The sequence below is a fragment of the Stutzerimonas stutzeri SDM-LAC genome, from assembly GCF_000235745.1.
GTDB lineage: Bacteria > Pseudomonadota > Gammaproteobacteria > Pseudomonadales > Pseudomonadaceae > Stutzerimonas > Stutzerimonas stutzeri_H.
Window position 1 is genome coordinate 45,308 of record NZ_AGSX01000013.1, and the last position, 24,513, is coordinate 69,820.

A 24,513-nucleotide genomic window follows, 5' to 3' on the forward strand; every position below is an offset into this window, starting at 1 on the left:
GGCGCCGCTGGAGCTTGGAGGCTTAACGAGAAAGCCTTGAATTCGCGCTTCCCGCTCAGCGTGACTCGATCCACTTTTCGTCCAGCGTTCAGTCTCCAGCCGCTCCGTTCGTCTTTTCGCTATTTAGTGCAGCCGTTTACGACTCATCAAGGCGGCGAGTTTCGCGGCGTTGGGCCGTTCCACAACGCCTCTCTCCGTCACGATGGCATCGATCAGGTCAGCAGGGGTGACATCGAACACCGGGTTGAATGCCTCGACATCAGCCGCGAGCCGTTGACCGTTGACTTCCAGCAGCTCACGGCCGGCCCGCTCCTCGATGGGAATGTCATCACCTGATTCCAGTCCCATATCAATACTCGAGCTGGACGCTACTACCATGAACCGTACGCCATGATGCATCGCCAGCACGGCGAGCTGATAAGTACCGATTTTGTTGGCGACATCGCCATTGGCGGTGATCCGGTCGGCGCCTACGATCACCCAGGTGATGCCGCGAGTCTTCATCAGATGCGCCGCCGCCGAGTCGGCGTTCAGCATGACCGGCACGCCCTCGCCTGCCAGTTCCCAGGCCGTCAACCTGGAGCCTTGCAGCCAGGGGCGGGTTTCGTCGGCGTAGACGCACTCGACCAGGCCTTCGAGGTGCGCCGCACGGATCACACCGAGCGCGGTGCCGAAACCTCCAGTGGCCAGCGCACCGGTATTGCAATGAGTCAGCAGGTTCTGCGAATTGCCTTGATGCTTGCGGATCAGGTCGACGCCGAACTGTGCCATGGTCAGATTGGCTTCGCGATCACTGGCATGGATGGACGCCGCCTGAGCCTCGGCAGCGGTCAGCGGATCTTCGCCGGGTTTCAGACGGTCGAGGCGTTCGCGCATCTGGTTCAGCGCCCAAGACAGATTGACGGCGGTTGGACGCGCGGCCGCCAGCAGTTCGAAGTCGGATTCAAGTGCCGCACGCCAGTCCTCACGTTCGGCGAGCCGGGCCCTTAGTCCCATGACCAGCCCGTAGGCGGCGCTGATACCGATGGCGGGCGCGCCGCGCACGATCATTTCCCGGATCGCCGTAGCCACTGCTGCAGCAGAATCACAGGTGTGCCAAAGCTGTTCCAGTGGCAGCTTGCGCTGGTCGAGCAAACGCAACTGTCCGCCCTGCCATTCGATGGCCTTTACCTTTTCTGCGGCCAACAAACGTTCACGCATGGCATACCTCTTTTGATAAGCAGCGGTCTGGCTGACGAGCGCTTTGGTACTGGATCAAGGCCGGAAAACAAAGAAGCCCGGTCGATTTTAGGCCGGGCTTCTTTGCTTCAATAGATTGGGACGGCGAACCGAGTACTCGCCTTGCACCGTTTACCCGGCGCGAATCCTAATCGACTGATTTTGCTAGCACAAGCGAAGACGGCCGGTTGCTGGTGAGCAAGTCCCATGCGTCAACCGGATCGCAGCGGCAGGCAGGCAGAGCACTTGCTTATTACAAATCGCACAGATTCGCATTAACATGAGCGCCTACCATCCGCGGATCGTCCCTGTCATGAAGCGTTACCACCCCCTCCTTTCATTAGACCTGGCCGGCCGCATCACGGCCGCGCTGTTCGGCGGCTATGCGCTGGCGTTCGGCTCTACCGCCTTTCTATCCGTCTACCTGCCCTTGGCACGAGCGGATCGCGTGGTCACTGCCAGTCTGCTGTGTTTTGCCGTCTGGGTAGCCGCTGTCATTTATACCTTTGCGGCCCGCAGCGCCTTGCGGGCCTGGTTGTGGCTAGGAGCGCTGACCGCACTGCTCTGCCTTGCCGCTTTTCTGCCTGATGAATGGAGGAGCCGACCGTGACCTTACGTCAATCGATGGCAGGGCTGCATACCTGGGGCGGGCTGCTGCCCAGCTGGTTGCTATTCGTGATTCTGTTTGCCGGCACGCTGGCCTGTTTCGACAAGGAAATCGAGCGCTGGATGCGTCCGGCGTTGCACGTGCCCGCAGCCAGCAGCATCGATGCTGACAACGTTCGGCGCTGGCTGGATGCCAATGTTGAGGGCCCCTTGCATGCCTACTGGCTGCACGGTCCTACCGACCGCGAACCTTACTGGAAGCTGGGTTGGGAAAAAGACGGTACGGGCGAACGTGGGCGTGCCGTCTTCGACCCCGCCACCGGCAAACCCATGCCGGAAACCCTCGGTGGTGAGTTCTTCTTCACCCTGCACTACAACCTTCAGGCGGGCACGATCGGCATGTACATCGTCGGCCTGGCCGGCATGTTCATGCTCGTTGCGCTGGTATCAGGAATCATCGTTCACAGGCGTATTTTCAAGGACTTCTTCACTCTCCGGCCGCAAGCCAACGGCCAGCGTGCCTGGCTCGATGCGCACAACCTGTTCGGAGTGATCGGCCTGCCCTTCCATCTGGTACTGGCCTATACCGGCGTCGCCATTTTTGTCGCGACCTACATGCCAGCTGGAGCGATGGTGGCCTATGACAGTAACCCGCTGGTCTTTTTCGAAGAGGTCCAAGGTGGCTTTCACCGCAACGAGATGGACAAGCCCGCCGGTGAACTGACCTCTCTGGATGGTTTGATAAACGATGCCCGTCAACGCTGGAATGGCGGCGAGCCGGGCTGGTTGATCGTCGAGCACCCGTTCGACGCCTCGGCAGTGGTCAGCATTCGCCGGCTTGACCCTTCACGCATCGGCTCACCACAGGACACCCTGAATTACGACGCAACCACTGGCGAAATGCTCAAGCAACAGCAGGCACCCACCAGCTACGAGGCTTATATGTGGATGGTCGGTTTGCATATGGCGCAATTCGGTGGGCAGATTGTTCGACTGTTCTACGGACTGATGGGACTGGCCGGCTGCGCAATGCTGATCGCTGGCTCAGCGGTCTGGCTGCGCAAGCGTGAAGCTCGGCAGATCAAAGGGCTAAAAGTAGTTCGTGCCCTCAACGGAGCGGTCTTTTTCGGACTGCCCATCGCATCGCTGACACTGCTCTGGGCCAACCGTCTGTTGCCGGACACCCTGCCCGACCGGGCGGCAGTCGAAGGTTGGTGCTTCGCCTTGAGCTGGCTGGCAGTGGCAGCCTTCGCATGCATCAGGCCTGGCCAACCAGCACGGACCACCCGTCAGTTGTTTGCAGTACTGGCGATTCTTGCTCTTGGACTGCCCGCACTGAACGGCATCGTAGCTCCGCAAGGCAACCTTGTTGCGAGCCTGACACGGGGCGATATAACGCTCTTCGGCATCGACCTGGTATTGCTGACCGTCGGGTTGGTGTGTGCCTGGCGAGCTGCTGCTCAGCACGAGGCGCGGTCGGCCCGTGAACGGCGCATGCAGGAGGTTTCACCATGACGCTACTCGCATTTGCGTTGGCTTACGTGGGCATGCTTGCGCTGTGCTTGGCGATGCCTCGTCATCATCGTCAGTTGTTCGATCGCGCACCGAGCCCACTACGGCAGCGTGGGCTGCGCCTGCTGGCAGGCGCATTGCTGATCGTCATAGTCATGCTGGATGTGGAAGCGCTGGGAGTGTCGATAGGCCTGATAGTCTGTTTTGGCCAGCTGATGTGCGCTGGGCTACTGGTAGGCCTGATGCTCGCCTGGCGTGAGCGCATGGCACTCCCCATGGGCGCCGCGCTAAGCGTGATGGGAGCGCTGAACGTTTTGGTGTGAGCTGATCGTATTGACCTCGAGTCGATGACGTTCATCACATCGACTTGACCCGCACTCGGGCAAAGCAGAATACTGTATCCATATACAGTATTCTGGATTTGCTGTTCATCATGTCCTCCGTTGTCTCCCTTGATCGATTGCTCGATGCACGCCGCCTATGGCGCGGCCAGCCCAGCGTCGTCTCGACTAGTAACCAGCCAACCGGACATCCCACACTCGACGCTGCTCTGCCCGGCGGGGGATGGCCGGATGCAGCCCTAAGCGAGCTGCTGATCGCCACCACCGGGATTGGCGAGTTACGTCTGCTATGGCCCACCCTGGCACGTCTGACTGCTGCTGGCGAACGGGTGGTACTGATCGCTCCGCCCCATTTGCCCTTCCCTCATGCCTGGCTCGCTGCTGGCGTCGACCTACGCCAACTCAGCCTTGTTCAAGCGCAAGGACGGGACGCCTTGTGGGCGGCGGAACAATGTCTGCGTTCAGGGAGTTGTGGTGCTGTGTTGTGCTGGCCTCAGAAAGCCGATGATCGTGCCTTGCGTCGTTTGCAGGTGGCCGCCGAGACCGGACAGACACTGGCCTTCGCCTATCGCTCTTTGCACGAAGCCGTAAATCCCTCTCCAGCGGCACTGCGCTTGGCAGTCGAAGCTCAGCCAGCTCAAGTGCGTGTACTCAAATGCCGCGGCGGACTGGCACCCGTCCAGCCGATTTCTGCCGTGGGATGGCAGTGACGATGCTCTGGGCCTGCATCCTGCTGCCGCAATTAGCCATGGACGGTGTGCTACGTAGCCGCACCGATGCCGACGCGCCACTGGCACTACTGAGCGGTACGCCACAGCGCCGCGTGCTACAGGCTGTCAATCCGGCGGCACGATTACTGGGGCTAAAGGCAGGGCAATCTTTGATAGCCGCCCAAACGCTAACTCGGGGATTCGAGACGGCCGAATATGACCTGGCTTCAATCGAACGTTGGCAGCAATTCCTCGCCGCCTGGGCCTACGGCTTCAGTTCGCAGGTCAGCCTGCATTACCCACGCTGTCTACTTATGGAAGTGCAGTCGAGTCTGGGCCTGTTCGGCCCCTGGCCTCGTCTTGAAGCGCGCTTGAGGACAGAGCTGAGTGCGTTGGGCTTTGGGCATCGCATTACCCTGGCACCCAATCCTGCAGCTGCGAGGGTACTGGCCAACGTGCACGACGGTTTGGCGGTAACGGATACCCCAAAGCTGCATCAGGTACTGGCTGACCTTCCGGTGGATCGTCTCGGCTTGCCCCGCGATGTCTCGAGTGCCCTGGCGCGAATGGGGCTACGTACTTTCAAGCAATTGCTGGCACTGCCTCGGGACGGACTGGCGAAGCGCTTTCCCGCAGAGGCGCTCAGACATCTCGATACCCTGCTGGAGCATCGCCCGCTGGGCATGAATTTCTATCGTCCGCCTGACCGCTTTGATGCGCGTATCGAGCTGAACTTCGAGGTCGAGTCCCACCAGGCGCTGCTATTCCCGCTGCGCCGCCTGACCGTCGATCTCGCCGCCTACCTCGCGGGCCGCGACAGCGGGGTTCAACGCTTTACCTTGCACCTGGAGCACCGCAGTCTGCCCGAAAGCCTTTTACCGGTCGGCCTGCTCGGCGCGGAGCGAGACCCGGCCATGTTGTTCGAGCTGACTCGCGGTCGCCTGGAGCACTTGCAGCTTCCAGCACCGGTGCTGGCAATACGGTTGATTGCAGAGCAGTTGCCGACATTCGTGCCCGAACATCGCGAACTCTTCGATGAGCGACCGCAGCAGTCATTACCATGGGAACAGTTGCGCGAGCGGTTGCGAGCCCGATTGGGCGACGATGCAGTACAGGGGCTTGCTGCTCGTGCCGACCATCGCCCCGAATGCGCCTGGCGACCGCAGCATGCGTCCCACCTGGAAGCGCCACTTTCGGGAGGCCCCCGCCCCGGCTGGCTGCTGGCAGAGTCGAAACCGCTCCACGAAGCCTCATTGCGCATCTTGTCAGGGCCTGAGCGTATCGAATCGGGTTGGTGGGACGGAGGCGATGTGCGCCGCGACTACTATTTGGTGGAAACCCGGGCGGGCCAACGCGGATGGGCCTTTCGCTCAGTCACGGGAGGGCCGCTGATGTTGCACGGCTGGTTCGGATGACACCCGATTACGCAGAGCTGCACTGCCTCTCGAACTTCAGCTTTCAACGGGGCGCCTCCAGTGCCAAAGAGCTGTTCGAACGCGCTGCACTCCAAGGCTATAAAGCCTTGGCAATCACCGATGAATGCACGCTGGCCGGCATCGTCCGTGCCTGGCAGGCGTCCAAGGAAACAGGCCTGCCGCTGATTGTCGGCAGTGAGATGCAGATCGAGAACGGTCCGAAGCTGCTCATGCTGGCCGAGAACCTGCTTGGGTATCAGCGCTTGTGCCGGCTCATTACCTGCGCCAGACGTCGCGCCGAAAAAGGCCAATACCAGCTGCTGGGCGATGACCTGAACGAGCCTCTGGAGGGACTGTTGGCCATCTGGCTCACCCACGAGCCCGATGCTGACGCCGAAGGTCTCTGGCTGCACGAACGCTTTCCAGGACGCCTCTGGTTGGGTATCGAACTGCATCGCGGGCCGAACGATGAAGCGCACCGGCATCAATTGCAGGCACTGGCCGCGCGCGTGGGCATACCCGCGGTGGCTTGTGGCGATGTGCATATGCACGCCCGCGGCCGGCGCGCTCTGCAGGATTGCATGACTGCGATCCGCCATCACCTGCCTGTAGCCGAGGCCGGACGTTACCTGTTTCCCAACGGCGAACGCCACCTGCGTCGGCGCGAGGAACTGGCCCAGCTCTATCCGCCAGAGTTGCTTGCAGAGACGCTGCGTATCGCCGAGCGTTGTCAGTTCAGCCTCAACGAGCTCAGGTATCAGTACCCACACGAGCTGGTGCCCAGCGGTCACGATGCCAGTTCATGGCTGCGCAAACTGGTAGAAGACGGAATGAGATGGCGCTGGCCTGCAGGCGTGACGGAAAAATCACGTGCGCTGGTTGAGCATGAATTGCAGCTGATTACAGAGCTGCATTACGAGAGTTACTTTCTCACCGTCCACGATATCGTCCGCTTCGCCCGTGAACGCCATATCCTGTGCCAGGGTCGGGGTTCGGCAGCCAACTCGACGGTGTGTTTCGTACTGGGCATCACCGAACTCGACCCTTCGCATAGCCGGCTTTTGTTCGAGCGGTTCCTCTCGCGCGAGCGCAATGAGCCACCGGACATTGACGTGGACTTCGAGCACGAGCGCCGTGAGGAAGTGATCCAGTATGTGTTTCGCCGCTACGGCCGCAATCGCGCCGCACTGACTGCGGTGGCCAGTTCCTACCGCGCCACTGGCGCACTGCGTGACGTGGCCAAGGCGCTTGGCCTGCCGCCTGATCAGATCAATGCCCTGGCCGAATGCTGTGGACGCTGGAGTGAGCATGTACCCGATGACGCACGGCTACAGGAAGCGGGCTTCGATCCCAGCAGCCCGGTGTTGCGCCGGGTCCTGGTGCTGACCAGTGAATTGATCGGCTTCCCTCGTCACCTGTCACAGCATCCGGGCGGCTTCGTCATTTCCGAGTATCCGTTGGATACCCTGGTGCCGGTCGAAAATGCCAGCATGGCCGACCGTACCGTGATCCAGTGGGACAAAGACGATCTCGACGTGGTCGGCCTGCTCAAAGTCGATGTGCTGGCGCTCGGCATGCTCAGTGCGCTGCGCCGCTCCTTCGATCTGATAGCTCGCTATCGCGGCACGCAGTGGACCCTTGCCACACTGCCCAAGGAAGACCGTCCGACCTACGAAATGATCAGCCGCGCCGACACCGTGGGCGTTTTCCAGATCGAGTCGCGCGCACAAATGGCCATGCTGCCGCGGCTTCGTCCCAGAACGTTCTACGATCTGGTGATTCAGGTAGCCATCGTACGGCCCGGGCCGATTCAGGGCGATATGGTTCACCCCTACCTGCGTCGGCGCAATAAAGAAGAGCCGGTGGAGTATCCGTCCGAAGAGCTGAAGCCGGTGTTCGAGCGCACCCTTGGCGTACCCCTGTTTCAGGAACAGGTGATGGAGCTGGCAATCGTCGCCGCCCAATACACCGCCGATGAAGCCGACAAGCTGCGCCGCGCCATGGCCGCCTGGAAGCGGCACGGCAGTCTTGAGCCGCACCGCGTGAAATTGAGTGAACGCATGCTTGCCCGCGGCTACACCCTAGAATTCGTGGCACGAATCTTCGAACAGATCAAAGGCTTCAGCAGCTACGGCTTCCCCGAATCACATGCGGCCAGCTTCGCCCTGCTCACCTATGCCAGCTGCTGGCTCAAATGTCATGAACCTGCCGCCTTCGCCTGTGCCTTGATCAACAGCTGGCCGATGGGCTTTTACAATCCCGATCAGATTCTCCAGGACGCCCGCCGTCACGGCCTCGAAATCCGCGCGCTGGATGTTCGCCACAGCGACTGGGATTGCAGTCTCGAGCCGACCGAGACCGAGCAACCCGCAATCCGTCTGGGGCTGCGCCTGGTGCGCGGCTTTCGTCAGGAGGATGCAAAGCGCATCGAGGCGGCTCGTCAGCAGCAAGCCTTCGCCGGTATCGACGATCTATGCCTGCGCGCGCGACTGGATGCCCGGGCGCGTGAACAGCTGGCCGACGCCGGAGCGCTGAAAGGGATTGTCGGACATCGACATCAGGCTCGCTGGGCCGTGGCCGGCTTCGAGCCCCAACTGCCGTTGTTCGCTGAGCAGATTTCGACCCAGGAGGCGCCGGTGCCCCTGCCGGCGCCATCGGTTGGGGAAGAGCTGATGACCGATTACGCCACGCTTGGAACAACGCTTGGCCCTCACCCGCTGGCCTTGCTGCGTGATCAGCTCCGGAGCCGACGTTGCCGCAGTTCGCGAGAATTGACCGAGGTGGAACATGGTCGCCTTGTCAGCGTCGCGGGCCTGGTCATTGGTCGCCAGCGCCCACAGACGGCCAGCGGGGTCATTTTCGTCACGCTGGAAGACGAGTTCGGCATGATCAACGTAGTGGTCTGGCACGACCTGGCCAAGCGGCAACGACGTGTGCTGATACAGTCGCAGATGCTTCGAATCGATGGGCATCTGGAATCGGCAAACGGTGTACGGCACGTCATCGCCGGGCGTCTCAGCGATCTCACCCCGATGCTCACCGGGCTCGACGTGCGCAGCCGGGACTTTCAGTGATCCAACGCAGGCGGCACGGCGATCAACTCGCCCCGCGCGTTAGCAGATCGGCTATCGAAAGGGTGAACATGAACACCAGCCAGAACCCAGCGCCCAGCGCAAAGAAGCGAACCAGCGGCGAATGGGTGCCGAGCTGGGCCAAGCCAAACAGCACCAGCAGGGCCTGCCCGGCTGCACAGATCAAAGCGACCATCGCCCATTGTGGAAACTGAATGGCTATCGTGACGCTGATTGCCAGTAGCGCCAGCAGTCCGGCATAGATCAACACCAGTTTGCCCGCTTTCATGCTGCCCTCCCCACCAGATAGAGCGAGGGATAGAGAAAAATCCAGATCACATCGACCATGTGCCAATACAAGCCGACCATTTCCAGGGTGATCGCACGCTCCGGCAACTTCATATGGCCGAAATGAATACGCGCCACCATGCCCAGCACAATCACTACCGCAATGGTCACGTGGACCGCATGCAGCGCGGTGGCAAAGAAATAGATATTCATGAACAGCCGCGCCGCGGGAGCCTCGAGCGGCGATTCGTGGCCTATGCCGGGCAGCAAACCTTCATGGTATTCCCAGCCGTATTCAAAGAATTTCACCGCCAGGAATGCCAGACCGAAGAACGCGCTGAGCAAGAGAAATTGCTGCACGCGACGGTAGTTACCCAAGCGCGAAGCCTGCACCATCAGGCTCATGCACAGGCTGCCGGTGAGCAGCAGCGCGCTGTTGAAACCCGCCAGAATCGAGTGCAGATGATGCACCGCCTCATTGACTGCCGCGGGGTGTTGCAGGCGGTAGTAGTAGATGACCAGAAACAGCGCACCGAACATCATGATCTCGGTCGCAAGGAACAACCACATCCCCAAGAAACTAGCTTCCCGCTGCTGGGCGGCTGTCTGGTATGGCTCGGCCAGGTACCCGTCACGATCGGCCATGGGTTGCCTCAGGTGGATAGTCGTACGCTTCAAAGTCGACGATCGGGGTTTCGAGGAAATTGTGCTTGGGCGGCGGTGACGAGGTGCGCCACTCCAACCCTGCCGCATCCCATGGGTCGTCATCGGCCAACGGGCCGTAACGCAACGACCACAACAAATAGCAGAACGGCATGACGTAACCTACCGCCAGCACCCCAGCACCCGCGGACGACAGCACATGAAGGAACTGAAAGTCTTCCGGATAACTGTGGTAGCGCCGCGGCATACCCAGATAACCGAGCAGGAACTGCGGGAAAAACGTCAGGTTGAAGCCGCAGAAGATCATCACTGCCGCGATTTTGCCCCACAGCTGTGAATACATCCGCCCGGTTATCTTCGGCCACCAGAAGTGCAGCGCGCCGAAGAACCCGGCCACCGCCGCGCCAACCATGATGTAGTGAAAATGGGCTACCACGAAGTAGGTGTCGTGCACGTGGACATCTGCGGCCAGCAGCGCCAGAAACAATCCCGTGACCCCGCCGATGACGAACAGGCCAATGAAGGTCAACGCATAGAGAAAATGCGCGTCGATAGTCAGGTTGCTTTTGTAGAGCGTGGCGGTCCAGTTGTAGACCTTGATCGCCGAAGGAATGGCCACCAAGAAGCTGAGGAGCGAGAAGACCATACTGGCGTACATCGATTGCCCGGCGACGAACATGTGGTGGCCCCACACCATGAAGCCGATCACGGCGATTGCCAAACTGGAATACGCCACGAACGAATAGCCGAAAATACGCTTGTGCGCCGCTGCGGTGATCAGCTCACTCATTACCCCCATCGCTGGCAGGATCATGATGTAAACCGCCGGATGGCTGTAGAACCAGAACAGGTGCTGAAAAAGCAGCGGATCGCCCCCCAGGCTGGGATCGAACACGCCAATACCGAACAGGTACTCCGCCGCCACCAGCAGCAGCGTAATAGCCAGCACTGGCGTAGCCAGCACCAGAATTACCGAGGTGGCATACAGCGACCAACAGAATAGCGGCATTCGGAACCAGGTCATGCCTGGCGCCCGCAGCGTATGAATCGTGACGATGATGTTCAGCCCCGTCAGGATCGACGAGAAGCCGACGATGAATACACCTAGGATCACCGCTACCACATGCCCGTTGCTGAACATCGTCGACAGCGGTGTGTAAAAGGTCCAGCCCGTATCCACACCTCCAGCCAGCAGCGAATACAGCGTGAAGATGCCGCCGCCCACCAGCAGGTACCAGCTGAACAGGTTGAGTTTGGGAAAGGCCATGTCCTTGGCACCGATCATGATCGGAATGAGGAAGTTGCCGAAGACCGCCGGGATCGACGGAATCAGAAAGAACCACACCATGACCACACCGTGCAGGGTGAACGTGCGGTTGTAACCGTCGGGACTCAACAGATCACCGTCGGGAGTCACCAGTTCGATACGCACCAGAGCGGCAGCCAGGCTGCCTAGAAAAAAGAATGCCGTGACACCAATCAGGTAGAGGATCGCAATGCGCTTATGGTCCGTGGTCAGCAGCCAGGTGCGTAGGCCATGCTCGTCGGCAAGGTAACTGGGCGCGCGGTCGGCCGCCGGGTTCTTCTGACTCAAGGTATCGTCTCCTCTGGCGTCGGGCTGTGCGGGCTGTCGGCATGCGGCTCACCTTGGCCGCCCTCCCCGACCTTACCCAGCGACTGGATATAGGCAGTCAGGCGCAGCACGCCCTCTTCATCGATCACATTGGCAAAGCTCGGCATGATCGATTCGTAGCCGGCTACGATCTGCTTGTGCGGCAGCATGATGCTGTCACGGATATAGGCTTGGTCGGCCACGACAGAACTACCGTCCTCCAAAGCCACCCGACGGCCATAAAGCCCCTCGAGTTTTGGCGCTTTGGCCACGGCGGCCGGACCATGACAACCACTGCAACCGAACTGGCGAAACAGCACTTCACCCTGTTCGGCCAAGGACTCGCTGGCGCCGGCCTGGGAGAGCCAACGCTCGTATTCCTGTGGAGGCTGCACGATCAGCGTGGCGAGCATCTTCGAATGGTCGGTACCGCAATACTCAGCGCAGAACACCTCGTAGCGACCCGCTTCGGTAGCGTTGAACCAAAGCTCGGTATAGCGCCCTGGCAGCAGGTCCTGCTTGATGCGCAAAGCCGGGAAATAAAGGCTGTGGATGACGTCCTGAGAAATCATGTTCAGCCGCACCGGACGCCCGACTGGCACGTGCAAGGTATTGATCTCTCGTTGACCGCCGGGATGCTGGAATTTCCACATCCATTGCTTGGCCACCACCTGAATTTCCATGGCATCCACCGGTGGCGTGCGCACTTCATAGTAGAGCTTCGCCGAGACCAGATAGATGATCATCGAACCGATGAAGGGCAACACGATCCAGGTCATTTCGACCTTCATGCTGCCGCGCGGGCGGTGATCGCGGGGCACTTTGGTGCCCTTTCGGTAACGTATTGCGAACAGAATGGTGAGCACGAACACCGGCACGACAAAGATTGTCATCATTCCGGTGAACGACCAGATCAGCCAGTCGATACTGCTCGCGTGTTCGGATGCGGTCTGCGGCCACAGGCGCAGAAAATCATCGTTCATCGCCGCCCTCCCGCTTGCGTCGCTCACGCCACAGCGACAGCCCGATGAAACCGAGCAACGCCAGCGCCGTGCCGGTGCCCCCCACCTGCAGCGCACCGATGACCCAGTTGTCGTATCCGCCAGTGCGCGGGTTGTAGTGGTAACAGAGCAGCAGTAGCTGATCACTGAAATCGCCGACCCGCCCTTCGCCAGCATCAGTCAGCGCCAGCCGCAGATCGTTGGGCTGATAACCGAGCCCATACAGCCATTGCACCAGCTTGCCGGACGGACTCAGCGTGGCGATTGCCGAGGCGTGCGCGTATTCCTGAATCTCTGCATCCCAGCGGTAATGAAAACCGAGTGCGTCGCTGACGCTGCGGCTGGCTGACTCCGGTCCGGTGAGCAGATGGACCGATTGAGACCCCGCCAACGCTGGCCAACGCCGCGTCAGCTTGTCGCGTTCGGCACGGGCATCGGCTGGCGTCTCGTGCGGGTTGAAGCTATAGGCGATCACTACGTAATCCTCGCCAAGTTCGAAGGGCACCGCACCGAGCAGGTTGAACAGGCTGGCCAGCTGCGACCCGCACACATTCGGGCAGCGAAAGTAGACAGGCACCAGCACTGCTGGACGACCATCTAACAATTCAGCGAGCGTGACCGACTTGCCGCTGTCGTCGGTGAAGCGCGTATCCAACGGTACCTGCGCGCCAGGCCGCGAATCGATGCCAGCGGCGGCGAAGGGATCGAACGGTTCTGCGGTGCGCACCGAAGCTGCCAACGCGAACGCCAATGCCGCAGCCACGACCAGTAACAACCGGCTCATTGAGGTTCTGCCCTTTGTTTGGCCTGTTGCAAACGTACGTCCGGTTTGCCGCTGGCCCCCACCGGCGACGGCCAGCCGCGTTCTAGCAACAGGATGCGTGCCCGTCCGAGCGGAATACGCGCGACGCCCGCTTCACGGTCGACCCACTCATAATGCTCCAGCCGCTGCACGGCCTCGCTGACCACTTGTTGGCCTTTGGCTAGCGCATCCGTTTCCAGTCGCGGCTGGGGCGGAATGATGCTGTCGCGCTCGAGCCCCGATACCGGAGGCTCAGGTGTTACGCGGTAGTAGCTGAGCAACAGTCCCACAGCAGCAAGCGATATCGCCAGGGCGATAACCAGGCCGCAGCCAATCATCAGCAATACCCTGACCTTGGCGTCATGGTGCTCGAAGCCGTCTTCATTGGAGCGCGGATCGACCGGGACGCTCATGCGGACCTCCTCGGCAGGATAAGCAGTGTCATCAATCCTGTACCCGAAGCCGCCGCGGCAACCAGCGCCAACGTGCTCGCCAGCCCATTCATGCCAGGCAAGCTGGCCATGCTGAGCCAGGCACCTTCGGCCAGGCCAAGCAGCAACGTGCCGCCAGCCAGTATCGCCAGCGGCACCCGACGCCCAGAGAAAGGCCACCAGGTCGCGACAAATACCAGGCTCTGTAGCGCCACCAGCCACGTCAGCAGCGGCCATTCGCGGGCGCGTACCTCATACCAGCGCACTTCCTCAGGCAGGTTGCCGTACCAGACGATCAGATACTGCATGAAGTGCAGGTAGATCCACGCCAGCGCCGCAGCCGACAACAAGCCGCGCAACACGCCCGGGCGGGACGCGCCCGTGAACAGGCTGATCAGAACGCAGGCCGCGATTCCGGACAGCATCAGCCGGCCCAGCCATAACAGCCCGAATATGCTGGACGCAAAGTGCGGCTCCATCGATTGAGCCCAGTCGAATGCTGCCAGGGACACACTCAACACCACGGCGATCAGCCCCAAACCAGCCCCCGCCGGATTGCGCAACGTAGTGGGCAGCAGCCAGCGCGCCAGCGCCCACCACAGCCCAACATAGAGCAGCCCACGCACGACGAAACTGGGCCACCAGAGCCAGAACCCGCGAAACCCATCGTTGTGGTGATGCATCCATTCGTAAATCAACCCGGCGCCGAGCAGCCCCGGAAGTACCAGTACGGCCAACGCCGGCATGGCCCGGCTGGCAACTAGCGTCCAGGGCCATAGCTGATCGCGAGCGCTGCCACTGACTGGGGCTAAAGCGAAGCCCAATGACAGTGCGCCCAGCGGAATCCCGGCCAACCCCAAGAGGCTTGCCACACAAGCGGCCAGTGTGTCGCGCGGCGCCAGTAGAAGCCCGATGCCAAGGCCGACGAGCCCAATGGCCAATGCCGCCCAGGCGACGGCGCGACCACTCATGAATCGCGCGAGGTTCATGGCAGAGCCTCCAACGCGCGGCGATCAGGCTCGGGCAGTTGGCCAACCTCAGCCGTTCGTGCCAACTGCAACGCCCGTATGTGCGCAACAATTGCCCAACGATCTGCCGGTCGTACCCGCGCGGCGTAGCTATACATCACGCCGTAACCCTCGGCGATGACCTGAAGAAAATGGCGATCAGGTGCCTGCACCAGACGCGGTTTGGCGAAGTCCGGTGGTTGCGGAAAGCCGCGTTTGACCACCGTTCCCATGCCATCACCGGCCAAGCCGTGACAAGGCACGCAATTGATGCGGTAACGTTCCTCGCCCCGGGCCAGCAGCTCTTCAGTCAACGGTGGGCGCTCGGCAAGCACCGCCTCCCATGACAGTTCGCCACGGGCGATCGTCCCTAACGGTGGCGCCTGGTTAACCTTGCCGTCAGGGAAAAACAGGCTGGACTCCTGTGCGTCGGCACGCGGCTGTTGGGCCATTTGATCGCAGCCGCTGAGCAACACGATGAACACGATCAGCCAAGGCATCAGGCAGGCACCTTGCTGACCGACACGGCCCGTTCCGCCAGCCATAGCGCCGTACCCGTCTCGTTGAACATCGGGTCATCGGCGCGAATACAGAGCAGAAACCGGTCGTCCGTAGCGCGTTGGAACGCCTCGGTTTCGAAAAGCGGATGATGAAGCAGCGGCAGCCGACACAGGAACAGCAGGCCGAACAGCGCCCCCAGTGCGCCGCCTGTAATGGTCATCAGGAAGGTGATGACGGCGAAGCCCTGCAGGGCAATAAGGGGCCGGCCTCCGATATCCAGGGGGTAACTGAGATTGGCGTATAGCTGCATGGCCAATCCCAGCCCGCCACCGATCAGCGCACCGAGGATACCGGCCCAGTAGGCGCGGTTGTTGCGCTGGCCAAGAATCGGCTCCAGCTCCGGCAACATGAACGGACTGTAAGCCTCCATCCGCGAGTAGCCTTCCTCACGCGCGGCGCGGGCTGCCTCGATCAACGGCTCAGGATGTGTGAAATCGGCTAGAAGTCCGTAGCAGCGCTCAGTCATCGGCTGCTCTCCGATAGCTGTGCAAGGCTTCTTTGACTTCAAAGGTAGACACCATCGGCAGCAGGCGCATGAACAGGCTGAACGGTACGAGGAACAGCCCAGAGGTGCCGATGAACAATGACCAGTCCCAGAACGTCGGGCTGTAGCCTTGCCAGGTAGCCGTCAGGTAATCGCGGGTGGCGGGAACGATGATCAGCATCCAGCGCTCGCACCACATGCCGATCAGGACGCCGACTGCAATCGCCAGCAACGCCTTGCCATTGCGCCGCACTTGCGGCCACCAGAGCGCTTGCAGGCAAACCAGATTGAAGAAGATCGCCGTCCACCAGCTCCAGGCCATCGGCCCGGTCAGACGCGCCATGGCCATGTTTATCTCGTGTTCCTTGCCCGAATAGAAGGCGATGAAGGTGTCGGCAAAATAGCCGTAAGCAGTCATCCAGCCGCTGGCGAGCAGTAATACGCCGAGTACGTCCAGATGCTTGACCGTGATCAGCAGCTGCCAGCCGAAGAACCGACGCAGCCCCAGCGCAATGACAATCACCAGGGCGAAACCGGAGAAGATCGCACCAGCGACGAAGTACGGCGGAAACACCGTCGAATGCCAGCCGGTTTCCGGCGATAGATCGAGAAGAAATGAGTAGCCGCTGGATACCGCAAACACCAGCGGAATCGCCAGCAGCGCAATGAAACGGTAGGCTCGCCGCCAATGTGCCCAGTGAGAAGAAGCACCGCGCCAGCCAAGCGCCAGCAGCCCATAGAAGATCTTGTAGCGCCGTTTGCGGGCGTGATCGCGAGCAGAGGCGAAGTCTGGAATTGCACCGATGTAAATGAACATCAGCGAGACGAACAGATAGCCGAGGACCGCGAAAAAGTCCCACGACGTCGGGCTCTTGAACTGCGGCCACAGCTCCATGGTATTGGGATACGGGGCGCTCCAGTAGAACAGCCAGGGCCGTCCCAGATGCAGGATCGGGTAGATGCCCGCACAGACCACCGCCATCAGCGTCATCAACTCGGCCATGCGGTTGAGCGAGTTGCGCCACGGCCGGTTGAGCAGCAGCAACATCGCCGAAATGAAGGTTCCGGCATGACCGATGCCCAGCCACCACATGTAATTGAGGATGGGGAAACCCCAAAACACCGGGTCGTTATTACCGAACACACCCACACCCTTCCAGATCACCACAACCGCCGAGGCGACGAACAGCCCCAGCAGCAAGCAGCTGAAGATGAACAGTGCCCACCAGGCGCGGCGATAGCGATTGAAGTCGACGGGCACGGTCAGCACCCGGTCCGAGACTTCACCGAGCGGCATCTGCCGCGGCAGGAAGTGCGGCGTATCGGCACCGGTATACCCGGGGCGAGAGTCAGCGCCGCTCATGACTCGTCCTCGATCTTCGGCAGGTCGACCACGCCCAGATACGTCGTCTTCGGCCGTGTCCCCAACTCTTCCAGCAGCGCGTAATGACGCTTGGTGTCGCGCCCTTTGCGCACGCGCGCGCCCGGATCGGACAGGTCGCCGAACACAATTGCCTGGGTTGGGCAGCTCTGCTGGCAAGCGGTCTGCACCTCGCCGTCGGCCACCGGACGATTCTCGATCCGTGCTGCGATGCGCGCCTCGCTGATGCGCTGCACGCAATAGGTGCACTTCTCCATCACACCGCGCGAGCGCACCGTGACGTTGGGGTTGCGCTGATGCTGGATCGACGGCTCATCGTCCTCGGTCCAGTCGAGCCAGTTGAAGCGTCGCACCTTGTACGGGCAGTAGGACGCACAGGTGCGGGTGCCGATGCAGCGGTTGTAGATCTGTTCGTTGAGCCCATCAGGTCCGTGTACGGTGGCGTTGACCGGGCAACCGACCTCGCACGGTGCCTGTTCGCAATGCATGCAGGGCACCGGCTGGAACGCCGATGACTCGGGCTCGTCAGGATCACCCTTGTAATAGTGATCGACCCGCAGCCAGTGCATGTTTCGGCCCATGGCGACCTGCTCTTTGCCGACCACGGGAATATTGTTTTCCGCCTGGCAGGCAACGACGCAGGCGTTGCAGCCGATGCATTGGTCCAGGTCGATGGTCATGCCCCATACCGGCTCGTTCGGTGGGGTCGGCGGGTAAAGAGTCTTGGCTTGTTCAAAGTGGTACAGCGGCTCTGTCGACACCTTGCGATAGGCCTCATCGCGCGGCTCGCTCTTGATGGCTTCCTTGCCATGCGGTATGTGGTGCGACTGAGTGGTGGCCAGCGGCAGGAATTCGCCGGTCTTTTCAAGCTGGGCACCACGACGTAGCCAGGGATCGCCCGCCGTGCGCAGCGGTGCGATGTCATAGCCAAGACGGTCGGCGACACGGCCGGCACGAGTGCGTCCATAACCGGCGTACAGGCTGAGCGTGCGTTCGGCGTGGCCGGGCATGATCCAGGCCGGGCCGATCACCACGCGGGTGCCGAGCGTGATCCGAACCATGTCGCCATTTGACAGCCCTTTTTCTTCTGCCAGCTTCGGCGCGACGCCGATCACATTGTCCCAGGTGAGTTTGGTGATCGGTTTGGGCAGTTCCTGTAACCAGCCGAGGTTCGCCAGCCGGCCATCCCACACACTGGGGTCCGGCAGAAAGCGCAGGGTCAGCCCTTCCTCTGTGACGGGCTCGGTGTCCCAAGTGATGGGTGCTGCGTAGATGCTCAGCGGGGGGAGCGCGGTGTCGACGATAAAGCCAAGCTCCAGCGCCTGGCGCCAGGCGGTTTCGTCGAGCGACGTCCAGGTCTTGCGCAGCTCGGCGCGGCCACTGGGATTGAGATCGCCCTGCATCAGGGCCAGCACTTCGGACAAGGTGCGGCTGCTGTAGAACGTGCGCACCAGCGGCTGACCGAGGCAAACGCTGCCATCGGCAGCGCGCGCGTCTTGCCAACCGTCGAGGTCGTGGGTAAGCGGCAGGTGCCAGTGGCAGTAAGCAGCGGTCTCGTCGTAATAGAGCCCGGCGTGAATGCGCAGCGGAACCTGATCCAGCGCTTTCTCCAGCTCGAGATCCGCCGGGGCAGTGTCCACGGGATTGCATTCGAGCATCAGCAAAGCCTCGACCTGATCCCCGCGAATCGCCTCCACCAGCGTCGGCAGGTCGCCCAGGCGCTGCCCACCTGCTTCGTGCCAGACCACCGGCTCGCTGTACGTCAGCGTCTTTCCGACGTTGCCCAGCCGCTGGTTGAGCCGGTGTACCGCCGCCTGTACCGCCACAGGTGTGCGCTCACTAGCGGTGATCAGACAGCGTCCGGCGCGAGCCTTGAGCCCTTTCGCTACGGCCTCGATCCAGCGTTGACGTTCGACTGGCAGCTGTTGTTCGGGCCCCTCGCCCTCATCCAGCGCGGCGGCCAGGGCTTGCACATAGGCTTGCAACATCTCCGGCTCGATTCGTTTGCGCTCGCTCGCCTTGGCACCGGTAAGGGTCGGCACCGACTCGACCATCAAAAGGCGTGCTTCGCCGTCGCCTCCTGCGGCCAACCGTTTACGCTCGCCCCAGCGCACCGCATTCGGCAATTCGCGTGGGCCGAGGCCGAGCCAGTCGTGCTCGAAACTCAACACCCATTCGGCTTCCTCGAAGCGATAGTGCGTCTCGACGGCCCGGCCGAAGGTGCGCTCTGCAGCCAGATAGTGATCACCCTCGAAAGGTTCGTGTCGATACAGCTGCGCCGCGGGCCAGCGCTGCAGCAATTCGTTGAACTGTCGCTGCAATGTCGGTGAGCTGGTGGCACCCAGCAGTACGTGCAGGCCGCGACCTTCCCGCGCGTCGAGCCGTTCGGCCAGGCGACTGGCTTCGAGCTGGAAGCTGTCCCAGGTCGCATGCACCCCCTTGAACCGCGGCGCCTGAGACCGATCGGGGTCATACAGCTGCAGGATGGCCGCCTGGATAGTCGCCGTACTGGCACCCCGGCTCAGCGGATGGTCAGGGTTACCTTCCAGCTTGGTTGGACGCCCGACATGCGTCCGTCCCAGCACCGGCTGGGCGTAGCCGGCGAAGGTCACCGAGGTGGCATACCACTGCGCTTCTCCGGGAATGATCTTTTCCGGTTGAACCACATAAGGCACGCCCTTCTCCGGCTCACTGCAGCCGGCCAGACCGGCCATCGCCATCGAGGCGCCCATCACCTGCAGAAAGCGCCGACGGTCCATCTGCGGGGCGATCGAGGGAAATTCGGCCTCAACGAACTCGGCGAACGCCGGTTCGTCTGCCAGCTGTTCGAGGCTGCGCCAGTACCCTGCCCCGCGCTCGCCTTCCAGACGCTCGCGAATCGCGGTCCAGTCGAGTGGCGCAGGGTGCTGTGGGTCGGTGTCGTCTCGAATCTGCATGGCCTACCTATGGCATATGTAGCAGTGGGTCAGGTCGCCATCGCCAATGTGGTACTTGCGCATCAGCGTCTCGCCGAGCGCCTGGCGGTTGCCCTTGTATTCCCAACTCATGTCGGTCACCGCATCTGGTGGGCGCAGGCGCGGCGCGGGGTTCTGATGACAATCGAGACACCAGCTCATGGTGAATGGCTCGGCCTTGTACATCAGCGGCATGCGGTCGACCTGCCCATGGCATTCGGCGCAGCCCACACCGGCGTTGACGTGCACACCGTGGTGGAAGAACACGTAATCCGGCAGTTCGGTTACGCGATTCCAGCGCAACGGCTCGCCTTGAACGAGGCTCTGGCGGACCGGTGCAAGCATTTCCGCGCCGGTCCAGATCTGCGAGTGACAGCTCATGCAGGTGTGGGTCGACGGCAGGCCCGCCACGGCGCTGGTCTCGACATTGTCGTGGCAGTAGCGACAGTCGATCTGCAGCGCACCCGCGTGATGCTCATGACTGAAGGGCACCGGCTGGTCGACCGTCCAGCCCTGGTCGGTGACATAGGACGAGCGCGAGAGGATGACGAACGCGACGAAAACCCCGACAAGCCCCAACGACAAAAGGAGCAATACCAGACGTAACCACATGTCGGCGGTGCGGGGGAAAAGCTGGGCCATCCGGGAAGGTGCGTCCTGACTGTACCGTTTGTGACTGTATGTTTCTGGCCCCCCATCGACGCATGAGTTCAATCGAAACGGCGATCCAGGTCCAAAAGGCCATGGAGACCCCACAGATCAGAAGGGAACATTTGCGCAGGCCGGTCAGTCAGCTATGAACAATCATTTCCGGAACCGACGCTCTAGCCCTGCGCTATAGCGCTGGGATTCGCAGGAGCCGCCGGGCCGTGCCGGCAGCAGGCCAGGATGCCATCCGCACCGATCCGACAACAAAAACGGAGGCCTGATGAGCAACTGCACGATCCATTTCGACGGCAAGCCACTTAACGGCGACGCCGACACCCCGCTGATCGATTTTCTCGCCAGTCACGACATCGACCTTCCCCACGTCTGTTATCACCGCGCGCTGGGCTCGCCACAAACCTGCGACGTCTGCTGGGTGCAGGTCGACGGCGAACTGGTGCGTGGCTGCACGCTGAAGGCTCAAGACGGGCTCGACGTCACCAGCCAGATTCCCGAGGCCAAGGCCGCGCGCGAGGAAGGCATGGACCGGCTGGTGGCCAAGCACGAGCTGTATTGCACGCTGTGCGAGCACAACACCGGCGACTGCACGTTGCATAACACCTATGCCCAGATCAATCCGCCGATCCAGCGTTACGAATTCACGCGCAAACCTTACGAGAAAGACCATTCCAACCCCTTCTACACCTACGATCCCGACCAGTGCATTCTCTGCGGCCGCTGTGTCGAGGCGTGCCAGAACGTCGAGGTCAACGAGACGCTGTCCATCGACTTCAACATGGAGCATCCGCGGGTGCTCTGGGACGGCGGCAAGCCGATCGACGAATCCAGCTGCGTCAGCTGTGGCCATTGCGTCACCGTGTGCCCGTGTAACGCGCTGTTGGAAAAGACCATGCAGCCCGACGCCGGCCCGTTCACGGCACTGCCGCAGGACGTGAAGCGGCCCATGATCGACATGGTCAAGAAGCTCGAGGAAACCATTGGCGCACGGCCGATCACCGCCGTTTCGAAACTGGACATGCACTGGCGCCAGCCAGAAATCAAACGCACCAAGACCGTGTGTACCTATTGCGGGGTCGGCTGCTCCTTCGAAATGTGGACGCGCGACCGGCATATTCTCAAGGTCCAACCGGTGGTCGATGCGCCAGCCAACGGCATCTCCACCTGCATCAAAGGCAAGTTCGCCTGGGACTTCGTCAACGACCCGAAACGCCTGACCACCCCGCTGATCCGCGAAAACGGCAAGTTTCGTGAAGCCAGCTGGGATGAGGCGCTTGATCTGGTCGCCCATCGCCTGCTGCAGATCCGAGACACCCATGGCCCGGACGCCATCGGCTTTATCGGCTCGAGCAAGGCCAGCAACGAGGAGGCCTACCTCACGCAGAAGATCGCTCGCGCGATCATCGGCACCAACAGCGTCGACAACTCCTCGCGCTACTGCCAGAACCCGGCCACCAAAGGCCTGTTCCGCACCGTCGGCTACGGTGGCGATGCCGGCACCATCGAGGACATGGAAAAGGCCGACGTGATCGTCATCGTCGGCAGCAACCTGTCCGAGAATCACCCGGTGATCGCCTCCAAGCTGAAGGCGCAGAAAAAGCACCGTGGCCAGAAGTGGGTGGTGTTTGACCCACGCAAACACGAGATGGCCGAGCGCGCCGATATTCACATGAGACCCAACGCCAGCACCGACATGGTCTGGGCATCGGCTCTGTCGCGCTACATGTTCGAGCACGGCTATGCCGACCAGCAATTCCTCGATGCACGGGTCAACCAGATCGAGGAGTACAAGCAGTCGCTTGAGCCCTTCACCATGGATTTTGCCGCCAAGGTCACCGGCATTGCCAAAGAAAAACTGATCGAGGCGGCCGAGATGATTGGTCAGGCGAAAAGCGTGTGTCTGCTCTGGGCCATGGGCATCACGCAGCACAGCCATGGTTCGGATACCAGTACGGCGCTGTCGAACCTCTTGCTCGTCACCGGCAACTACGGTCGCCCCGGCACCGGCGGCTACCCCATGCGCGGGCATAACAACGTTCAGGGCGCCAGCGACTTCGGTTGCCTGAAAAACATGTACCCCGGCTACGAAAAGGTCACCGAGGAAAAGAACCGCGACAAGTGGGCCAAAGCCTGGGGCGTGCCCAAGGAGAAACTGTCGCTGGAAAAAGGCAACGACAACTTCACCATGGTCAAGGGCGCTGATGAAGGCTCAGTCAAGGCGATGTTCATCATCGGCGAGGAAACTGCATTCTCCGACGCGGACAGCACTAGCGTGCACAGCGGCTTCGAAAGCCTGGATTTCATGGTGGTGCAGGACATCTTCATGAGCCGCACCGCCGAGTTCGCCGACGTGGTGCTGCCAGCCTCTCCCTCTGTGGAAAAGGATGGCACCTTCACCAACACCGAACGCCGCATCCAACGTTTCTACCAAGTACTGCCGCCGCTCGGCAACAGCCGCCCAGACTGGCAGATCCTTACCGACCTCGCGAAACGCATGGGCTACGACTGGGGCTACACCCACCCGAGCCAGATCATGGATGAGGCAGCGAGCATTGCCACCATGTTTCAGGGCGTCAGCTATGAACGGCTGGAAGGCTGGCAATCGCTGTTCTGGCCGATGCAGAGCGGCGGCAGCACGACGCCGCTGCTCTATACCGAGCGGTTTCACACCGATGACGGTAAGGCCGTGCTGTTCCCGCTGGAGTGGAAGCAACCAGCAGAGTCGGCGGACAGCGAGTACGACATCATGCTCGACAACGGTCGCATGCTTGAACAGTTTCAGAGCACCAATCAGACCGGGCGCGGGCCGCGCATCTGGTCGCAGGCGCCGAACTGGTTCGTCGAAGTCAGCCCGCAGCTAGCCGCCGAGCGTGGCATCGAGGATGGGACCTGGGTGCGCGTAACCTCGCGGCGCGGTTCGGTTGAAGTACGCGCCACGGTGACCGACCGGGTCGCCGGCAAGACACTGTTCATGCCCATCCACCAGGGCAAACCAGGGCTGAACCTGCTCACGGGTGAGCATCACGACCCGGATGTGAACACGCCCGCCTACAAGGAAACCGCGGTCAAATTGGAAGTGCTGCCTGAGACCGGTGAGCCACCACTGCCGTCGAATAACTTCCGTAACGCCTATCGCACACCGAATGACGGCGTGCCCGTCGAAGTGAAGTGGTATCGCGAGGACTACCTCGCACCGCCCGCCCAAGCCCCGCATCCGGAGAGATTCTGATGGCCCAACGACTGAACTACGACGTCAAACCGACCCCGACCGAACCGACTGCACGCGAGGAATTGGACACCCTGTTGGAAACCCTGCATCAAGGCGGCGTACTGCGCTTCGCCAATGATCTGGCGGGCTCGCATCAGCAACTGCTCAAGGTACTGGTCGACGGTATGAACCAAGAAGGCTCGCTTAACGCCGTGCAGAACCTGTCTATCCTCGGTATGGCGCTGTCCCGCATCGAGCCGGCGCAGTTTTACAAGATCGTGTTTGCTTTCCAGTCTGCTTTCGGTGCCGTAAGCCAATACAAGCCGGACGACAAGCACGACGAAGCGCCGGGCGTGACTGGCGCCTACAAGATGCTGCATGACGACGAGCTGTGGGCAGCGCTGATGCCCATCATCGAAGGGCTGAAGACTTTTGCCGGCGGGCTGGATAAAGAGGCGGAAAAGCCGATCACCGCCTTCAGCGGCAAGAAGACGGAGCAATAAGGCCGAGTACATTGGCGCGTTAAGCCTCGCACCAGGCCAGCAGTTTCGCGGCAGAAAAACCCGCAGCTCCCTCCAGAGCAGG

The 24,513-nt window shown here is 61.4% G+C and carries 21 protein-coding genes and 1 pseudogene; 9 read left to right on the top strand and 13 right to left on the bottom strand.

Translation table 11 applies throughout. The features are described 5' to 3' along the window. Positions 1-123: 123 nt before the first annotated feature. Positions 124-1,200 (bottom strand): S-methyl-5-thioribose-1-phosphate isomerase, encoded by a 1,077-nt coding sequence (gene mtnA / locus PSTU_RS0101790; protein ID WP_019339338.1) that lies wholly within the window; start codon positions 1,198-1,200, stop codon positions 124-126. A 331-nt stretch (positions 1,201-1,531) separates the two neighbouring features. On the opposite strand from mtnA, the gene PSTU_RS0101795 reads away from it, so the two are divergent. The 7 genes and pseudogenes from PSTU_RS0101795 to PSTU_RS0101820 all read left to right on the top strand — a co-directional run bounded on the left by PSTU_RS0101795 (position 1,532) and on the right by PSTU_RS0101820 (position 8,876). Then, positions 1,532-1,828, top strand: coding sequence for a hypothetical protein (locus PSTU_RS0101795; protein ID WP_019339339.1), 297 nt, complete (start codon positions 1,532-1,534; stop codon positions 1,826-1,828). Next, positions 1,806-1,868, top strand: a pseudogene (locus PSTU_RS22240) (hypothetical protein); the annotation flags it as partial. The gene PSTU_RS0101795 and the pseudogene PSTU_RS22240, both read left to right, overlap by 23 nt. Beyond that, the gene (locus tag PSTU_RS0101800) at positions 1,843-3,339 is read left to right on the top strand and encodes a PepSY-associated TM helix domain-containing protein (protein WP_019339340.1); all 1,497 of its coding nucleotides are present in this window, start codon (positions 1,843-1,845) and stop codon (positions 3,337-3,339) included. The pseudogene PSTU_RS22240 and the gene PSTU_RS0101800, both read left to right, overlap by 26 nt. Next, positions 3,336-3,659 (top strand): DUF3325 domain-containing protein, encoded by a 324-nt coding sequence (locus PSTU_RS0101805; protein ID WP_019339341.1) that lies wholly within the window; start codon positions 3,336-3,338, stop codon positions 3,657-3,659. Before PSTU_RS0101800 ends, PSTU_RS0101805 begins: the two co-directional genes overlap by 4 nt. A gap of 110 nt (positions 3,660-3,769) precedes the next feature. After that, the gene (imuA, locus tag PSTU_RS0101810; protein ID WP_029404566.1) at positions 3,770-4,387 is read left to right on the top strand and encodes a translesion DNA synthesis-associated protein ImuA; all 618 of its coding nucleotides are present in this window, start codon (positions 3,770-3,772) and stop codon (positions 4,385-4,387) included. A gap of 2 nt (positions 4,388-4,389) precedes the next feature. Beyond that, on the top strand, positions 4,390-5,802 hold the full coding sequence (locus PSTU_RS0101815) for a Y-family DNA polymerase (RefSeq protein WP_019339343.1): 1,413 nt from the start codon (positions 4,390-4,392) through the stop codon (positions 5,800-5,802). Next, the gene (locus PSTU_RS0101820) at positions 5,799-8,876 is read left to right on the top strand and encodes an error-prone DNA polymerase (RefSeq protein WP_019339344.1); all 3,078 of its coding nucleotides are present in this window, start codon (positions 5,799-5,801) and stop codon (positions 8,874-8,876) included. Before PSTU_RS0101815 ends, PSTU_RS0101820 begins: the two co-directional genes overlap by 4 nt. A gap of 22 nt (positions 8,877-8,898) precedes the next feature. On the opposite strand, the gene PSTU_RS0101825 is transcribed toward PSTU_RS0101820, so the two are convergent. The 12 genes from PSTU_RS0101825 to PSTU_RS0101880 are packed head-to-tail and all read right to left on the bottom strand — an operon-like array spanning position 8,899 to position 20,699. Beyond that, a complete protein-coding gene (locus tag PSTU_RS0101825; RefSeq protein WP_019339345.1) occupies positions 8,899-9,162 on the bottom strand; it encodes a hypothetical protein in 264 nt (87 codons plus the stop codon). Continuing rightward, positions 9,159-9,806, bottom strand: a complete 648-nt coding sequence (locus PSTU_RS0101830; RefSeq protein WP_019339346.1) for a cytochrome c oxidase subunit 3 — start codon at positions 9,804-9,806, stop codon at positions 9,159-9,161. The genes PSTU_RS0101825 and PSTU_RS0101830 overlap by 4 nt, the downstream gene beginning before the upstream one ends. Continuing rightward, complete coding sequence (locus PSTU_RS0101835) at positions 9,793-11,418, bottom strand: cbb3-type cytochrome c oxidase subunit I (RefSeq protein ID WP_019339347.1); 1,626 nt, start codon at positions 11,416-11,418, stop codon at positions 9,793-9,795. The genes PSTU_RS0101830 and PSTU_RS0101835 overlap by 14 nt, the downstream gene beginning before the upstream one ends. Beyond that, on the bottom strand, positions 11,415-12,419 hold the full coding sequence (gene coxB, locus PSTU_RS0101840; RefSeq protein ID WP_019339348.1) for a cytochrome c oxidase subunit II: 1,005 nt from the start codon (positions 12,417-12,419) through the stop codon (positions 11,415-11,417). Before coxB ends, PSTU_RS0101835 begins: the two co-directional genes overlap by 4 nt. Further along, positions 12,409-13,221: an SCO family protein gene (locus PSTU_RS0101845; protein ID WP_019339349.1), complete on the bottom strand. Its 813-nt coding sequence runs from the start codon at positions 13,219-13,221 to the stop codon at positions 12,409-12,411. Before PSTU_RS0101845 ends, coxB begins: the two co-directional genes overlap by 11 nt. Then, positions 13,218-13,652 (bottom strand): hypothetical protein, encoded by a 435-nt coding sequence (locus PSTU_RS0101850; RefSeq protein WP_019339350.1) that lies wholly within the window; start codon positions 13,650-13,652, stop codon positions 13,218-13,220. The genes PSTU_RS0101845 and PSTU_RS0101850 overlap by 4 nt, the downstream gene beginning before the upstream one ends. Then, on the bottom strand, positions 13,649-14,659 hold the full coding sequence (locus PSTU_RS0101855) for a hypothetical protein (protein WP_019339351.1): 1,011 nt from the start codon (positions 14,657-14,659) through the stop codon (positions 13,649-13,651). The genes PSTU_RS0101850 and PSTU_RS0101855 overlap by 4 nt, the downstream gene beginning before the upstream one ends. Beyond that, positions 14,656-15,177, bottom strand: a complete 522-nt coding sequence (locus tag PSTU_RS0101860) for a c-type cytochrome (protein ID WP_019339352.1) — start codon at positions 15,175-15,177, stop codon at positions 14,656-14,658. The genes PSTU_RS0101855 and PSTU_RS0101860 overlap by 4 nt, the downstream gene beginning before the upstream one ends. Next, complete coding sequence (locus PSTU_RS0101865; RefSeq protein WP_019339353.1) at positions 15,177-15,704, bottom strand: DUF3341 domain-containing protein; 528 nt, start codon at positions 15,702-15,704, stop codon at positions 15,177-15,179. The genes PSTU_RS0101860 and PSTU_RS0101865 overlap by 1 nt, the downstream gene beginning before the upstream one ends. Next, complete coding sequence (nrfD, locus tag PSTU_RS0101870; protein ID WP_019339354.1) at positions 15,697-17,085, bottom strand: NrfD/PsrC family molybdoenzyme membrane anchor subunit; 1,389 nt, start codon at positions 17,083-17,085, stop codon at positions 15,697-15,699. Before nrfD ends, PSTU_RS0101865 begins: the two co-directional genes overlap by 8 nt. Further along, entirely contained in the window at positions 17,082-20,039 is a 2,958-nt protein-coding gene (locus PSTU_RS0101875; protein WP_019339355.1) for a TAT-variant-translocated molybdopterin oxidoreductase, read from the bottom strand. The genes nrfD and PSTU_RS0101875 overlap by 4 nt, the downstream gene beginning before the upstream one ends. A 3-nt stretch (positions 20,040-20,042) precedes the next feature. Further along, positions 20,043-20,699, bottom strand: a complete 657-nt coding sequence (locus PSTU_RS0101880; RefSeq protein WP_019339356.1) for a cytochrome c3 family protein — start codon at positions 20,697-20,699, stop codon at positions 20,043-20,045. Between the two features lie 286 nt (positions 20,700-20,985). Between PSTU_RS0101880 and fdhF the strand changes: the two genes are divergently transcribed. Continuing rightward, positions 20,986-23,949 (top strand): formate dehydrogenase subunit alpha, encoded by a 2,964-nt coding sequence (gene fdhF, locus PSTU_RS0101885; protein ID WP_019339357.1) that lies wholly within the window; start codon positions 20,986-20,988, stop codon positions 23,947-23,949. Further along, entirely contained in the window at positions 23,949-24,431 is a 483-nt protein-coding gene (locus tag PSTU_RS0101890) for a hypothetical protein (protein ID WP_019339358.1), read from the top strand. Before fdhF ends, PSTU_RS0101890 begins: the two co-directional genes overlap by 1 nt. The last annotated feature ends 82 nt before the right edge of the window (positions 24,432-24,513 follow it).

Coding starts and splice junctions, on each gene's coding strand:
- mtnA (WP_019339338.1), bottom strand. CDS start 1,200: ATGCGTGAACGTTTGTTGGCCGCAGAAAAGGTAAAGGCCATCGAATGG.
- PSTU_RS0101795 (WP_019339339.1), top strand. CDS start 1,532: ATGAAGCGTTACCACCCCCTCCTTTCATTAGACCTGGCCGGCCGCATC.
- PSTU_RS0101800 (WP_019339340.1), top strand. CDS start 1,843: ATGGCAGGGCTGCATACCTGGGGCGGGCTGCTGCCCAGCTGGTTGCTA.
- PSTU_RS0101805 (WP_019339341.1), top strand. CDS start 3,336: ATGACGCTACTCGCATTTGCGTTGGCTTACGTGGGCATGCTTGCGCTG.
- imuA (WP_029404566.1), top strand. CDS start 3,770: ATGTCCTCCGTTGTCTCCCTTGATCGATTGCTCGATGCACGCCGCCTA.
- PSTU_RS0101815 (WP_019339343.1), top strand. CDS start 4,390: ATGCTCTGGGCCTGCATCCTGCTGCCGCAATTAGCCATGGACGGTGTG.
- PSTU_RS0101820 (WP_019339344.1), top strand. CDS start 5,799: ATGACACCCGATTACGCAGAGCTGCACTGCCTCTCGAACTTCAGCTTT.
- PSTU_RS0101825 (WP_019339345.1), bottom strand. CDS start 9,162: ATGAAAGCGGGCAAACTGGTGTTGATCTATGCCGGACTGCTGGCGCTA.
- PSTU_RS0101830 (WP_019339346.1), bottom strand. CDS start 9,806: ATGGCCGATCGTGACGGGTACCTGGCCGAGCCATACCAGACAGCCGCC.
- coxB (WP_019339348.1), bottom strand. CDS start 12,419: ATGAACGATGATTTTCTGCGCCTGTGGCCGCAGACCGCATCCGAACAC.
- PSTU_RS0101845 (WP_019339349.1), bottom strand. CDS start 13,221: ATGAGCCGGTTGTTACTGGTCGTGGCTGCGGCATTGGCGTTCGCGTTG.
- PSTU_RS0101850 (WP_019339350.1), bottom strand. CDS start 13,652: ATGAGCGTCCCGGTCGATCCGCGCTCCAATGAAGACGGCTTCGAGCAC.
- PSTU_RS0101855 (WP_019339351.1), bottom strand. CDS start 14,659: ATGAACCTCGCGCGATTCATGAGTGGTCGCGCCGTCGCCTGGGCGGCA.
- PSTU_RS0101860 (WP_019339352.1), bottom strand. CDS start 15,177: ATGCCTTGGCTGATCGTGTTCATCGTGTTGCTCAGCGGCTGCGATCAA.
- PSTU_RS0101865 (WP_019339353.1), bottom strand. CDS start 15,704: ATGACTGAGCGCTGCTACGGACTTCTAGCCGATTTCACACATCCTGAG.
- nrfD (WP_019339354.1), bottom strand. CDS start 17,085: ATGAGCGGCGCTGACTCTCGCCCCGGGTATACCGGTGCCGATACGCCG.
- PSTU_RS0101875 (WP_019339355.1), bottom strand. CDS start 20,039: ATGCAGATTCGAGACGACACCGACCCACAGCACCCTGCGCCACTCGAC.
- PSTU_RS0101880 (WP_019339356.1), bottom strand. CDS start 20,699: ATGGCCCAGCTTTTCCCCCGCACCGCCGACATGTGGTTACGTCTGGTA.
- fdhF (WP_019339357.1), top strand. CDS start 20,986: ATGAGCAACTGCACGATCCATTTCGACGGCAAGCCACTTAACGGCGAC.
- PSTU_RS0101890 (WP_019339358.1), top strand. CDS start 23,949: ATGGCCCAACGACTGAACTACGACGTCAAACCGACCCCGACCGAACCG.